The sequence below is a fragment of the Martinezella tropici genome (genome assembly GCF_003287875.1).
Lineage (GTDB): Bacteria > Pseudomonadota > Alphaproteobacteria > Rhizobiales > Rhizobiaceae > Rhizobium > Rhizobium tropici_C.
In genome coordinates this window covers 298,048-312,355 of record NZ_QMKK01000022.1, presented here as the reverse complement: position 1 = coordinate 312,355, position 14,308 = coordinate 298,048, and the positions used below count along the sequence as shown (strand labels likewise).

The 14,308-nt window shown below is 57.9% G+C and carries 11 protein-coding genes; 5 read left to right on the top strand and 6 right to left on the bottom strand.

Going from position 1 to position 14,308, the window contains the following annotated elements; translation table 11 throughout:
• The first annotated feature begins 84 nt into the window (after nucleotides 1-84).
• The 4 genes from DQ393_RS06770 (at nucleotide 85) to DQ393_RS06755 (ending at nucleotide 2,976) form a co-directional block, all read left to right on the top strand.
• Nucleotides 85-1,107, top strand: a complete 1,023-nt coding sequence (locus tag DQ393_RS06770; RefSeq protein WP_146758964.1) for a hypothetical protein — start codon at nucleotides 85-87, stop codon at nucleotides 1,105-1,107.
• A gap of 9 nt (nucleotides 1,108-1,116) precedes the next feature.
• Nucleotides 1,117-1,524, top strand: coding sequence for a hypothetical protein (locus DQ393_RS06765; RefSeq protein ID WP_112340999.1), 408 nt, complete (start codon nucleotides 1,117-1,119; stop codon nucleotides 1,522-1,524).
• Between the two features lie 232 nt (nucleotides 1,525-1,756).
• A complete protein-coding gene (locus DQ393_RS06760) occupies nucleotides 1,757-2,389 on the top strand; it encodes a hypothetical protein (protein WP_112340998.1) in 633 nt (210 codons plus the stop codon).
• Nucleotides 2,386-2,976: a hypothetical protein gene (locus DQ393_RS06755; protein WP_112340997.1), complete on the top strand. Its 591-nt coding sequence runs from the start codon at nucleotides 2,386-2,388 to the stop codon at nucleotides 2,974-2,976. The genes DQ393_RS06760 and DQ393_RS06755 overlap by 4 nt, the downstream gene beginning before the upstream one ends.
• Here DQ393_RS06755 and DQ393_RS06750 read toward each other — a convergent pair.
• Complete coding sequence (locus tag DQ393_RS06750) at nucleotides 2,939-3,757, bottom strand: metallophosphoesterase (RefSeq protein WP_245430271.1); 819 nt, start codon at nucleotides 3,755-3,757, stop codon at nucleotides 2,939-2,941. The two genes, DQ393_RS06755 and DQ393_RS06750, sit on opposite strands and share 38 nt — an antisense overlap.
• 92 nt (nucleotides 3,758-3,849) lie before the next feature.
• Between DQ393_RS06750 and DQ393_RS06745 the strand changes: the two genes are divergently transcribed.
• Complete coding sequence (locus DQ393_RS06745) at nucleotides 3,850-4,719, top strand: DUF4365 domain-containing protein (RefSeq protein ID WP_112340996.1); 870 nt, start codon at nucleotides 3,850-3,852, stop codon at nucleotides 4,717-4,719.
• Nucleotides 4,720-5,009: 290 nt separating this feature from the next.
• On the opposite strand, the gene DQ393_RS06740 is transcribed toward DQ393_RS06745, so the two are convergent.
• From DQ393_RS06740 to DQ393_RS06720, 5 genes are all read right to left on the bottom strand, one after another.
• Nucleotides 5,010-5,525: a Mov34/MPN/PAD-1 family protein gene (locus DQ393_RS06740; protein ID WP_112340995.1), complete on the bottom strand. Its 516-nt coding sequence runs from the start codon at nucleotides 5,523-5,525 to the stop codon at nucleotides 5,010-5,012.
• Nucleotides 5,525-7,222, bottom strand: a complete 1,698-nt coding sequence (locus DQ393_RS06735; RefSeq protein WP_112340994.1) for a ThiF family adenylyltransferase — start codon at nucleotides 7,220-7,222, stop codon at nucleotides 5,525-5,527. The genes DQ393_RS06740 and DQ393_RS06735 overlap by 1 nt, the downstream gene beginning before the upstream one ends.
• Before the next feature lie 8 nt (nucleotides 7,223-7,230).
• Nucleotides 7,231-8,283 carry a cyclic GMP-AMP synthase DncV-like nucleotidyltransferase gene (locus DQ393_RS06730; protein ID WP_112340993.1) on the bottom strand — a complete coding sequence of 351 codons (1,053 nt, stop codon included), beginning with the start codon at nucleotides 8,281-8,283 and terminating at the stop codon, nucleotides 7,231-7,233.
• Nucleotides 8,280-9,425: a patatin-like phospholipase family protein gene (locus DQ393_RS06725; RefSeq protein ID WP_245430270.1), complete on the bottom strand. Its 1,146-nt coding sequence runs from the start codon at nucleotides 9,423-9,425 to the stop codon at nucleotides 8,280-8,282. Before DQ393_RS06725 ends, DQ393_RS06730 begins: the two co-directional genes overlap by 4 nt.
• A 408-nt stretch (nucleotides 9,426-9,833) precedes the next feature.
• On the bottom strand, nucleotides 9,834-13,640 hold the full coding sequence (locus tag DQ393_RS06720) for a vitamin B12-dependent ribonucleotide reductase (RefSeq protein ID WP_112340992.1): 3,807 nt from the start codon (nucleotides 13,638-13,640) through the stop codon (nucleotides 9,834-9,836).
• Nucleotides 13,641-14,308 lie beyond the last annotated feature (668 nt).

The following is a 14,308-nucleotide window of genomic DNA, read 5'->3' as shown; positions in this document are numbered from 1 at the left end:
CGCTTCCCGACGCTTGCTTTACGCCGCATGCAAAAGCTGTATTGTCTCGAAAACGTCCGTGCAGATAGGTCGGGGAATGTGCTGATGAGGATGCGATACCTTTCCATCTTGCTTCCAATGTTAGTCGGCTTTGGCGCGGCGCCCTCGGTAGCGCAGCCTGCAGCGTGCCTGACTAAAACAGACGACGGCGGTCTTCAAGTCGGGAGGAATGCCTCGGTAACTTCGGAGAAGAAGGAATTCTACGAATCCTCCAAGGCGTATCCGGTCCGGACTTTTTCCGACCGGGCCGCGACAGGAAAGACCGCAGAATTCTGCCTGCGATACGAGATCGAAAACGTGGGGCAGGATCACATTCAGAACCTCTACTGGGGCTTGGCAGGCATATCTGTAAAGGACTTCCGGCCCGGTGCGCACGATCGCCAGTCACGGTCGCAGCAGCTCCAGAGCTTCAAGGATCCCGAAATCGACAGGACCGTGCTGAACGCATTCACCAACAATAAGGCGGAATCTCAGGTGTGGAGGGTCGAAACTCAGACCGCCAAAGCGACCGCGTCGCCGTTCGCGGAGGTAGTGGCCGTCGACAGGGAGCAATTTCTGCCCGGCGCCGTGCTCCAGGTATTGGCCGCGAACTCGATTGCGCAGCGAGGACTGCTGAAAGTCGTCAATATCGAGGAAGGCAAGCCGATCTACCCGATCCGTCAGACTGTCTCCGGCGAAGGGATCGATCTCGAAGTAAATTCACGCGTCGTATTGGACGGAAGCAGCGTGAGTTTCCAGACCGACGTGTCGCTCGGCGGTGAGAGCGCGGGCAATGCTCGGATCGCCATGCCGGCGTTGCTGGCCCTGGCGGACACGAAAGCAGCAGGGGCTCCCGAATACTATGACGCTTATCTGAGTTCCGTCGAAACACAGAGATCTGAATTTATCGGAGACTTCAAGCAGCAACGGTTCTCGACGACGCTCGACCGCCGAGCATTACTGCACAATTCACTTTTTCTATCCGAACATGTGATCACGGTACGCGCGAACGACAACGAGTACTGCTACAGGTTCCAGTCATATCTGCCCTTCGCCGTGAACTACGATCTCGACCGCTGTGCGCAATAGGAGGCGGCAGTGGCGGGTTTGGGAGACAAGATCGCAGACAAGGCACTAGACTACGTCGTCGGCGGCGTAACGTGGGCCGTCGTCACTCTGATACCGGGCCTATTGGGCACGCAGACGTTGAGAGACCCGTTCTACCACGCAGGATGGCTCCAGGAAAATAGAGCCTGGATCATGCCGTTTGCGATCGTCCTGCTGGTGTCGACATGCTTGGCCCTCAGGGTTTGGGGGCTTATCTTTGTCACTATCGTCGCATTCGTTGCGGCGTCTTCGTTCGCCTATTTTTACAGCGGGTCGAGCGTCCTCAGCGACAGCACGCAGCTCGCCCTATGGGTGGCTCACGCCGTGGTGTACAGCCTCTTTCCTGCGATGCTGGCGGGATGGACAATCATGGCTTTGAAATGGACCGGCGTGTTGTAGTTCTACGCCGCTAGTTTATGGCTGCGACAATACGAAGTCGCTCGCATGCTCGCGGAAATAGGATCGGAAGCCAGTCTCGTTCATTTCCTAGTTCCGGAGCCGCGAAATTCCCCGATGCCTCCGTGGATGATCCTGTTACTCTTTTCGCTCTATCACTCAGATTCAGATTGCACTTTTTGGTAGTTCAACGAAATTAGCTCGCGACGCCATCACCCACTGCAGAGCATCGCATATGGAAGAACACGACTACCGCCGAGACGCCCTCCGAATATTCTTCATTATCTTGGCTGGCTCCAACGGATTCAACGATCCCGCATATCCAGAACATGATCGTGTTTTCGCCGGGGAGTCGAGGCTACAGGCCTTGGATTTTTGGGTTCGTTACCCGGACTACCTAGCAGACGAGATGCTTTCGCAATACGAGCACTGTCACGACGTCTTTCTTCTCGCGCAGGCGAGGCGGATTTTCGAAAACGAGGAACCGAGCCTTCGCAAAATCCCGATGTTGAGACGCTATTTCGGTGCCTACGAGCCTCTGGATACCTCCCTCGGAATACTCAAGTCACGAGGTCTTGTTCTGCCGCGCACGCGCAAGGCGATGGACGGCAGGTCGAGCCATGACTTCCTCACAGGGGCGTTCTCGAGGCAGAAGCTCGACGAGATCGTATCCGCGTTTCCAACGCTCGAGTGGTATCGCGCCAGAACCGAACTCGTACTGAATGTCGCGAACGGCCGGGGTGGATTTGACCTTAAGAAAAGGCAGCACGCGCAAAAGGAATATCATGAAGCGCAGACCGGCGATCTCATACCAACCATCGCGGAGCGCGTCCTAAAGAGACTAGAGGCATTGGAGGAGCTCGTATGACCGACGGCACCATGATCCAGCCGGACGACGAGGGCAGGAAAGCCTGGTTGGAGATGATCGCAGCAAAGGCTGGAAGCGACGTTGACCATGTTAAAGACGTCCTCGCTCGCAACGGGATATCCGCGCGGCAGACCAAGGCCGTGCCACAGAGGCTGACAATCACTTCCATCCAGTTTTCAGGTGTGAAGGGCAACAGCTCCGTTCCGTTCGACTTCAAGTGGGATGCACTGGGACCGGGCGTCTGGGCAGTCCTTAGCGAGCACAACCTCAGAGGAAAGACCACGGTTCTCAATGTCATCAGATGGACGCTGACCGGAAAGCGATCCGTCCGCGACGACATGGATCCGTGGTTTCGGACAGTTTTGGTGGGCTTCACACTGGATGGGCGAGATTTTCGCGTGGTCCTGACCGACGCCCAGAAGGACGCCGGGCAGCTTGAGAGGATTACCGACGGCAAGGTTCTCGTCGTTCGAAAATTCAGGGATGACGAATCTTTCGAAGCCACGATGTCGGACTTCTTCATGGGCGAGCTAGGGCTCCAGCCAATCCTCAACCACACGGAACGAGATGGAAAGAGCTTGGCGTGACCTCTTCGACTCCGATCGTTTCCGTTTCCGACATCCAGGTGCTCACAAAGGATCGTACTGCGCCGTCCTCTACAGCCACAGCCGTCAAGAACCCTGTCTCCTCGGCGCCGGTATCAAGAGCGATACGATAGTTGTGGACTTCGGGAAGGCGGGAGGCGGTCACCGTGTGGCCGTGAACAACCGGCATGCCGAAGTCGTAGTCCACGTCCAGGAAATCGGAACGTATCGTCATCATGTCATATATCGACTGCCCGCTGAAGCTCACATCCGGGCGAAGGCCGGCGTGGACAAAAACGTGGCCTTGGTCAACTACTTTGTGCTCCGCGTCGCGCATGGCGGCAATATGGGAAGGGTGCGCCTCCAGCGCCGCTAGCATCTCCGGGATCATGCGCTGGAGTTCTCCCCAATGTTCTGCTGGTGTAACGCCATACGAAAGGGCCGTTGCGACGCCTCCGTTGTACATCCAGTTCATCAATTCGTAGTCTCGATTAAAGGGGTTGTCGATAAATCGCAGCACAAAGTCTTCATGGTTTCCGCGGAGCAGCGTGCTGCCCGGAACGTTCAGAAGAGTAGCGATGACCAGATCCATGGCGCGCTTGCTCCACGGGCCGCGATCGATGATATCGCCGAGAAAGATCACCCGGTACGGCGTCGACGTTCGAAGGGAATCCTTCCGAAGATGCGACAGGAGAGCATCCAGGAGATCGGCGCGCCCGTGCACGTCCCCGATGGCATAAATTCTCATTGGCGTCATATCCCCCGCAGCGACTTGCTTGAACATAGGTTGCAGAGCTTTCCTCGCGATCAAAAGATTCGATAGAAGTTGAGGGAAGCATGGCGAGATAAACCGATCGAGCGGTAGGGGTGGCTGTAATGGCGGATAGTAACCAGACGGAGCGGGTCGGCGTGAACGCGGTAGAGGCCATTTTCCTGCATATGGGCTGGATCTTCCGCGAGCAGACAATCAGCGACTACGGCATCGACGCGCATGTCGAGCCCAAGGACGATGGCGTACCGACCGGGCAGTTGATCGCCCTGCAAATCAAGACCGGCGATTCATATTTCAAAAAGCGCGGCGATAATTACGTCTTCTATGGCGAGCGAATTCATTTGGACTATTGGCGACGTCATATCCTGCCGGTCTTCATCATCCTTCACAATCCAACGACCGGCCAGACTGTCTGGCAGCGCGTGGATCCCGAGCTCGTCGAGGAACACGGTGGAGGAAGATGGTCACTCGAGATTCCTGCAGACCAGGTTCTGAACGCATCGGCTGGTGAGTTCCTGCGGCAAGGGATTTCCTCGGATGCCAGATCGGTACGCAGGGTTCGCATGCTGCTCGACGTCCCGCTCATGCGGGAGGTTCTGGAGAAGCAGGAGGAAGATGCGGTATTCCTTGTTGTCGACGAGTGGGTGAACAAGACACTCAACTTTCGTAACAGCACCCTGTTCTACGGCGATCCAAGGGGAGAGCCGGTTTTTGAGTTCGATCGCTGGGTGCCGTACAGCGATCTCGGCAACTTCATGAACGAGAGCTTTCCGTGGATGGATTTCGAGTACGCAGAACCGATCGACGACGGGTCAATCGAGGTCGAGGGTCACATCCTGGAGGTCAAAGTAAACTCCCTAGGCCGAGCTTTCCTTGAAGTCGAAGACTACCTGGAGAACGGCAGCGTGCCCTTGGAAGTGGATCGTTGGTACGAAAATTCGGCTGAAAGCTATGCAGACGATGATCAAGATTGACGGTTTGCAGGTCGGGAGAGGGCGTTCAAAATAGCGATGCGGAATGGTCGCCATCCACGTTGGTCTCGATACCGCGCGGCGACCGGACGATGCCATTTTCGAACCCGCACGCGGTTCCGGTGGTGACGGAGCTATTCCGCAAGCGTCTCTAGGCGGACTCCTGGCTCTGGGCTTCTCGACGACCCCTGGTCTTATCTCGACACCAATTTGGTTTTCATTTTGGAGCCGAACGAGGAAGTCTTGCTATAGCATCGCTTCTAGCCGGCACGTCGGATTCCATTGCCGTTCAGCTAGATCCACTTAGCCTTTCGTCGTTGAGGCTTCTCCTCCTTGCTGACAGTTGCCTCGTCCTTCCTCATTCCACCACCGATCGGATGGAAGGACATCCACAGACCAACCGGCGGTTCACGCCGGCCGAGAATGCACATGAGAAGTCCTGGCAGGTCATGATGCGACTCTCGCAGGATGTTCTCCGTGCTTGCAAAGTCCTGCGCGGATGGACGCGGGACGTTTTGTGGATGAGTATGCCAGTCGCCGATGAATTCTAAGCCTTGCTCGTAAAAGCGATTGATCTCTTCTTGCTCAGCTCGCCGGTCCGGCCAGAAGTGAAACATCCCCCGACGATCTCCAAGTCGGGGGCCGGTCGCCACGTCGATCCGCCAGTAGTTCTCTGAAAGGGACGCGAACATCTGGCCGCCAGCCTCCTTCTGCATAAATCGTTTCTGCTGGTGAGCGAGCATCGTCGATAAGGCCGACGGCATCAGATCGACCACGAGGTCGCCGAATCGATAGGTCAGGCGTTCCATCAAAAAGACCAATCACTCTCAGTAATGCCACCATGTCTCGGCGGGGTTCCGTGCTCCCTCAGCCAGTACTCAGTCCAACATCCTTCGGCGGCGCCCACCGTGCTTTCTTCGGCCGTCCATGTACGCCAGACTGTGCTTTTGTTAAATCCTGAAAGGGCTTCGAGAGCGAGCCGCGCAGCAAGCGCCTGCGATTGGGCGACTTCGACCGCACCGAAGGGCGACGTGCTGTTTCCGCACTCCGCCGGCGGTGGCAGATCGGTGTGCGACGCCTTGCCCATGAAGCTGCCATTGACGTCGAATCCCTCGACGAACGATTTGTCCTTTCCTGAGATCAGCACCGCATGGCTGGCGAGCCCATAGGCTTCTGTCCATGCGTAGACGACCGGCAGGGACTTCCCAAGTTCCTTGACCTTGTTATCCAAGAAGACGTCGCAGCCCCAATCGCCTGTGGTCGAAACGATCAGATCGACATCATCCATCAGTCCCGGCTTTTCGGCGATTGCCTTTCGCAGGGTGGTGCGATAGGCGACGACCTCCTCCAGTGACGGAATCAGCCGCTCGAGTCTCGCCTTGAGAGCGTCGACTTTCGCGATGCCGACGCTTTCTGCACCGAGTTCGTGTCGGCGGATATTCTCCCATCCAAGAATCTCGTTGTCGATCAGGACCAACCGGGAGACGCCAGACTTTGCCAGCAAGGACGCGACGCCGGAACCCAAGGCGCCGCATCCGACGATGACCACCGTCTTGGGTAAGCGGGCAACCTCGGGATCAGGCAGGCGGCTACGCGAGGATTCGATGTCCTTCGTGTCCAACCGGCCAACATCGTAAAGTCGGATGACATCCTCGTCCGCCAGCTTCGATTGGACAGGTGCCTTGTGAGGTGGCCGCCCCCTTTTATCCACCCGAAGCGAAAGCTCGACGGCCACCTTGAACTGGCGCCCATCCCGCGCTTCCGCCGAGAAAACGACCGGAAGCCGTCGCGGACAAGGACGAAGGAGCGCGCCCACAGTTGCCATTCCCCCGGATGAGTACCGTCTAAGGAAAGCAAGAAATCCCTCCGCATCCTTCGGATACCGATCGGGACGCGGAATGCGACGCAGTTCGATGACGGGGAACTGATGCGGCTCGCGAATGAAGACGTTCCAGAGGTGCTTCGAAAACCTTCTGAGCGACACCTTGTTCGGGAAACAGTAATAGGCGTCGTCCTTCGAATAATAAAAGTATGCACCCAACCCCTCCCTAACGCCCGCCAGGCTTAATCGAGCTGACCGCGCGTTCTGGGGAAGATAGTGTGCCCAGTACGATCCGAAGTCGTTTTCAAAATCGCCGTCCTCGTCGCCATTTTCGTTCGCCTGTAGGAGCTTGCGAGCATCGTGAAAGGCAGCCTTCACGGCACCTAGAGGATCGGCAGGGGCGGTCGGCGTATCGAGGCAAATCCTGGCGATCTCGCCGAGGAGTGGGGCGGGTTCTATGTGTGGTCTGGGATCCTGGGGATCGTACTGCCCGATGAACGCCTGTGGCTTGGAGTATGGAAAGTCGCGATCAGCGACGACCAAAAGTTCCACGCCCATGGTTCGGACACGCCAGCCCTGACCGCCAAACACCCGGATCAAAGTATGGTCGTCTGGCAGCTTCCCCTGGAAGGCCCCTTCCAGGGATTCGAACCAGCCATCGATCTCGGGCGTCGGGTAGGACATGGAAAACCTTATGCGTACCTTCCGTCGTTGGACGCGTAGCGGGTCTCACCCTGCTTGATGAAAGGGCCGGATCTGGCGCTGCTGTCCAGTTTCTTCTCGGCGTCGGGATCCGGCTGGGTTCGGAACCAGTCCGTGTTGAAAACCCTGTCCCAAGCCTTCATGGCCTGATCATGGGTGCAGTCCGGATCATCGAGGATCTCGAAATGTCCGAGGTTCTCTTCGAGACATTCCTTGAAAAAGGAGACCTTCGAGCTTCCGGAATTGACAATGTTCTCGTCTTTGAGCGTAGGATGCTCGATCTCGTCGTTGTAGTTCAGGCGGTCAACGATCCTCCGCATCAGATCCCTGAATGCCTTGTCGTTCCGACCTCTAATCTCGAGGTAGCATTCCTCGACAAGGCGCGATATCGCGAAGCCCGAGATGGTCTTCGACTTCCAAGTGCCGCGACTTTTGGCGAACTTTTTCATCAACCGTGTCATCCGGACGAACTGGCCGCTGTTACCGTCCTTGCTCGCATCGGAGCATTTAGTGCTGTTCGCTGTCTTGAACCACTTGGTAACCGCTCTGGCGTCCGAGCGTTTCCAGTCAGGACCGGCCAGTTCCCAGGCGGTCTTCGGTTCGCCGGAGATCGGATCCTTGATTTCGATCTTTCGGTAGGAGGGGACGTCGACGTGGAATCCCTCGTTGTAATAGACGCGCACGCAGTTCTTGCGTACCTCCGGTGCCTGTTTGAAGCGGCTGTCCTGAAGTGCGTTGCATACCATTTTCCGGACATCGAGCGCAGACATTTCGCCACCGTTCGGCCCGACGAGATCTTCCTTCTTGAAGTAGACGCCGTCGTCGATGTCATAGTCTGCATCGTCCTCCTGGATCATCGTCTTCATCGAATATGATCCTTGGGTGTGCATACCGATGGGTGTCGGCTTTTCCTGGACCCGTAGTCCGCCTTTCAGGCGGTCACGGTTGGTGTCGGCTTTGTCCTTGATGTCCAGGCGATCGTCGTCCGACAGCTTCACCATCTTGCGCTGGAACTTCAGGATTTGACTGTCGCAGTTCTTCATTGAAACACCTCCATCGGGATCCCCGATTTCGGCATCGCAGGGACTTCGTTGAAAAGCTTGTGGATCATTCGGCCTTCTGGGTGATCTGTGCGGTCGCAGAGGCTCTTGACCATGTCTGCATCGTCGTAGCCGTGAGCGATGAGAGCCTTCAGGGCCTCGGGGCGAGCTTCGTCGAGGCTGAGGTACTGAAGCATTGTCGACGCTGCTTCCTGCTGCGGAATGCGGACATGGGTCACGGATCGTCCTAGCTTGGTCAGGTGCCCGGCAAAGAACCGAGCCATCTGATCATAGGCGAACTCTTGGACATCGATTGCAAGCGGCCCGATCTCAGCGCCGAGCTTCCATGAAAGCATCGAACGATGAACCTTTTTGGGCTGGATTTGCGACCCGGCCGGTCGAGACACGTTCCCGATCGAGAAGATCTCGATCGGCTGATCAGGTTCGGCGCAAGAGAGCGCATCGATCATGGCGACGAGAACAGGGTTATTCGCCCACAGGCCGCCGTCGGCGAAAACACGAAAGTTATCGGATTTTGTATCCGGGTCCCGGATCGCAGCGAGCGAACGATAGATCGGCGCCGCGCTTGACGCGAGGCACACATCGGCTAGGCGGTAGTTGTCGTCCCGTACGCCGCTCTTGGGGGTCTTCTTGAAAACCCAGGAACGGTGTTTCTCCATGGAAACAGCGGGGATCGAGAGGCTGATTCCGCGCCCGTCCAAGACCTGCTTCATCGTGACGTCCCGCATCTCGTTTTGTAGCGCGGACTGAAGTGCCTTGTCGCCGGCCCGGACGATGCGGCCGCCTTTGGTCAGCGCGCGCCAGAGCGGGCTGACGACCCCGTCTTTGATGCGGTGAGGGAAAATGGACGCGCCGTGATCCTCGTAGAGTTTCACGACTGATGACATCGGTCGTCCGATGGCGGCAGCGCATCCGAGGATCGCTCCGGTACTCGTGCCAGCTATAAGATCGAAGCCCTTGCCGATATCGAGAGCCTCGACGTCTCGGAGTTTTGCGTAGTAGCCCGTCAGCTTGTCCAGAAGCGCTGCCGTGTAGATGCCCCTCATGCCACCGCCGTCGATGCAGAGCACGCGATAGGGGCGCTTACCTATGGGAGTAGTTCCACCTGTCATCTGCACGTCCATCTAACTTTGATCCCTATTCGTTCCCTTTAGGGCTTTCAGACGTCGAGGACGCCTGAATGTTTCTTGCTTTGGTCAACGATCTCGCCGGATGTTCCGGGATCGCTTGCTTTGAGTGGAAACTCGAGATTAAGGAAATGGAAAAGGCATCAGTTTGGAGATGACGTTACCGTTCCTAGTTACAGTATAAGAAAGTCCAAAACACCATTTGTGTATTCATTGAAGAAAGCACATATCAGGGGGCCGAATTCGTCTTCAAAGAAGAGATGAACCATCTCCAGGGAGTCGGAATTTTCTTCGTCTCTTCTCCAGAAGGGTCGCGCATCAATACGCGACCCTTCTGTTACTGCGTCATTTTCGTGGCCGTGCGACAGAATCAATGGCTGCCTACATCCGTGTGCGATCAGATGCTCAGCTGCACCCACTCGTCGCGCCGCAAGTATCGCACTTCTCGCAAGTTCCATTCCGGACCATCGTGAAGTTCTGGCACTCCGTGCACATGTTACCGGTGTAGCCCTGCATGATGGAGCGGGCGCGGCGTTCGGATTCGAGCTTCTTGGCTTCGGTCTTGGCCGTTGCCGCGTCGCTTGCGGCCTTGTCGGTGAAGAGGCCGGTGGCTTCAGCGGTTTCGTTCGCCAGTTCCTCTGCAATCTCTTCGGCCAATTCCTTCGCGCGCTCCTCATAGTCGCGCTTGAAGGCGACGACTTCGGAGGTCGAGACCGCGCTCGCCGGCTCCAGCTTGCGCACCGTGTTGCCGGCAAAGGCGGTCACGGTCGAAAGCGAGGCTCCGCGGACCGGGGCGCCAGATGCCGAACCCTTGGCTTCGGCTGCCGGACGTTCGCCGCCGGTCGGAACCAGTGTCGGCTTGTAACCGCGGGTCAGGCCCTTGGAGACGACATCGGCCTTGCCCTCGGAAACACCGCGGCCGAGCGCCGTGTTGTTGAAGTCCGAGGTGTCGACATGGGCAAGATCGTGACGGCCGAGATAGGAGATCGCCAGCTCGCGGAACACGTAGTCGAGGATCGATGTGGCGTTCTTGATGGCGTCGTTGCCGGTGACGATGCCGGCCGGCTCGAACTTGGTGAAGGTGAAGGCGTCGACATATTCCTCGAGCGGCACGCCATACTGCAGGCCGAGCGAGACGGAGATCGCGAAGTTGTTGATGAAGGCGCGCAGAGCCGAGCCTTCCTTGTTCATGTCAAGGAAGATTTCGCCGAGACGGCCATCGTCATATTCGCCGGTGCGCAGGAAGATCGTGTGTCCGCCGATCTTGGCCTTCTGGGTGTAGCCCTTGCGGCGACCGGGAAGCTTTTCCTGCGTGCGCACGACCTTCTCGATCACGCGCTCGACGATCTTTTCCGTGATGGTGACGGCCTGCGCGGCGGCCGGCGCCTGCAGGAATTCCTCCAGCGCATCCTCGTCGCTGTCATCCTCGATCAGCGAAGCGTTCAGCGGCTGGCTGAGCTTGGAGCCGTCGCGGTAAAGAGCGTTGGCCTTGAGGCCGAGCTTCCAGGACAGCATGTAGGCGTTCTTGCAATCCTCGACGGTCGCCTCGTTCGGCATGTTGATCGTCTTGGAGATCGCACCCGAGATGAAGGGCTGAGCGGCCGCCATCATGCGGATGTGGCTTTCGACCGAGAGGTAGCGCTTGCCGATCTTGCCGCAGGGATTGGCGCAATCGAAGACGGCGAGGTGCTCGTTCTTCAGGAACGGCGCGCCTTCCAGCGTCATGGCACCGCAGACATGAATATTGGCGGCCTCGATGTCCTTCTTGGAGAAGCCGAGATGGTCGAGCAGGTTGAAGCTCATATCGGCCATCTGCTCGTCGGAAACCTTCAGCGTGCCCTTCAGGAAGTCGGCGCCGAGCGTCCACTGGTTGAAGACGAACTTGATGTCGAAGGCGCTCTTCAGAGCGGCGTTGACGGCATCGATCTTCTCAGCCGTAAAGCCCTTGGCTTTCAGCGTCGAGGGGTTGATGGCGGGAGCCTGGTTCAGGTTGCCATGGCCGACGGCATAGGCCTCGATCTCGGCGATCTGGCTTTCGGAGTAGCCGAGAGCGCGCAGCGCTTCCGGAACGGCACGGTTGATGATCTTGAAGTAGCCGCCGCCGGCGAGCTTCTTGAACTTTACGAGAGCGAAGTCCGGCTCGATACCGGTCGTGTCGCAATCCATGACGAGGCCGATGGTGCCGGTCGGCGCGATCACGGTTGCCTGGGCGTTGCGGTAGCCGTGCTTTTCGCCGAGTTCCAGCGCCTTGTCCCAGGCGGCCTTGGCATGGGCAACGAGATCCTGGTCCGGATTGTCGGAATGGATCAGCGCCACCGGATTGACCGACAGGTTCTCATAGCCCGAGGTCTCGCCATAGGCGGCGCGGCGATGGTTGCGGATGACGCGCAGCATGTTCTCGCGGTTCGGCTTGAACATCGGGAAGGTCCCGAGTTCGGATGCCATTTCAGCCGAGGTCGCATAGGCGATGCCGGTCATGATCGCCGTCAGCGAGCCGGCGATGGCGCGGGCTTCGTCCGAGTCATAGGGAATGCCCGACGACATCAGCAGGCCGCCGATATTGGCGTAGCCGAGGCCGAGCGTGCGGTATTCGTAGGAGAGTTCGGCGATACGGCGCGAGGGGAACTGCGCCATCATCACGGAGACTTCGAGAACAACGGTCCAGAGGCGGACGGCATGCTCGTAATCGGCAATGTTGATGCGCTTCGTCGCTGCATCCTTGAAGGTCATCAGGTTCAGCGAAGCAAGGTTGCAGGCCGTGTCGTCGAGGAACATGTATTCCGAGCACGGATTGGAGGCGCGGATCGGGCCGGCAGCCGGGCTGGTATGCCAGTCGTTCATCGTCGTGTTGAAATGCAGGCCCGGATCGGCCGATGCCCAGGCGGCGTAGGAAATGGACTCCCAGAGGTCGCGGGCCTTCAGCGTCTTGATGATCTTGCCGTCCTTGCGGGCGGTCAGGTGCCATTCGCCGTCATTCTCGACGGCGCGCAGGAAGTCGTCCTTGATGGAGACGGAATTGTTGGAGTTCTGGCCGGATACGGTCAGATAGGCTTCCGAATCCCAGTCCGTGTCGTAGGTCTTGAATTCGAGATCCTTGTAGCCCTGGCGGGCGAACTGGATGACGCGCTGGACGTAGTTTTCCGGAACCTGGTCCTTCTTGGCAGCGCGGATCTCGCGCTTCAGGGCAGGGTTCTTGGCCGGATCGAAGCAATCGTCATTGTCGCCTTCGCAATTCACCGTCGCCTTCATGATCGCCTTCAGGTGCTTGGCGACGATCTTCGAGCCGGTCACGAGAGCGGCAACCTTCTGCTCTTCCTTGACCTTCCAGTTGATGTATTCCTCGATATCCGGATGGTCGATGTCGACGACGACCATCTTGGCGGCGCGGCGCGTCGTGCCGCCCGACTTGATGGCGCCGGCGGCGCGGTCGCCGATCTTCAGGAAGCTCATCAGGCCCGAGGAGCGGCCGCCGCCGGAAAGCTTTTCACCCTCGGCGCGCAGCATCGAGAAGTTCGAGCCGGTGCCGGAGCCATACTTGAAGAGGCGGGCTTCGCGAACCCACAGATCCATGATGCCGCCTTCGTTGACGAGATCGTCCTCGACCGACTGGATGAAGCAGGCATGCGGCTGCGGATGCTCATAGGCCGACTTGGACTTGGTGAGCTTGCCGGTGAAGGGATCGACATAGAAATGGCCCTGGCCGGGGCCATCGATGCCATAGGCCCAGTGCATGCCGGTGTTGAACCACTGCGGCGAGTTCGGAGCGACGCGCTGGGTGGCAAGCATATAGGCAAGCTCGTCACGGAAGGCTGAAGCATCTTCCTCGGAAGAGAAGTAGCCGCCCTTCCAGCCCCAATAGGTCCAGGTACCGGCAAGGCGATCGAAGACCTGGCGCGCATCGGTTTCGGAGCCGCTCTGCTGCTCCTTCGGCAGATCCTTCATGGCAGCTTCGTCGGGCACGGAACGCCACAGGAACGAAGGAACGTCGTTCTCCTCGACCTTTTTGAGCTTGGCGGGCACGCCGGCCTTGCGGAAGTACTTCTGCGCGAGAATGTCGGCGGCAACCTGCGAGAACTGCGCGGGCACGTCGATATTTTCGAGGCGGAAGACGATCGAGCCGTCCGGATTCTTGATCTCGCTGGTCGCCTTGCGGAATTCGATATCCGCATAGGGTGACTGGCCGGCCTTCGTAAAACGACGTTCGATGCGCATAGTCCCAATCCTCATTCGTTGGTGTGCGCCCGCATGAAAGCAGGGCGCAAAAATTCTCATTCCGGCATCGCGATTTCAACGCGCAGCCAGTCTTCAATCCGCTTTCTGACAGGAGGTGTCACCCGGAGATGAGTTTCCTGTATCTTGTGGTGATGGTGGCTGCAAACACTAAATATAGTATTAACAGCTTATTGCCGCCAGTCCCCGCATCTATTTTTTCGACGGCATCGAGATCGGCACAAAAACCCCCGCGGCGGCCACCGGCAAAGGTGAATCGCCTTGAATCAAGATCCGATTTCGAATTGAGAACCAGCCCTCACTAACCCGCCTGGTCCAGTCGCCGCCGCAACGTCGTCCATTAACTTTGAAAGACCCGATTCCGTCAAGGGGTGGTTTGTAATGGATTGCTAACCACAATATCTTGTGGGCTCACCTGTGGAAAGTGGGGAAACGTCAGTAGAGTAGAAGAATCAAGAGCTTGATGGGAGATGCTCGCCCTTTGTGGGATCGATGACGGCGCAAGCCTCATCACTGCGGGTGTCGAAAACGACAAATTTGTGTCCGTGACCGCGAGACCATTGGCAAGGCAGCGAAATCATGCTGTGGCGCATCACGATTCGGGCGGAAACCCTTGAATCCCACGCTTTCTCGCTATGGTGACGCCTACT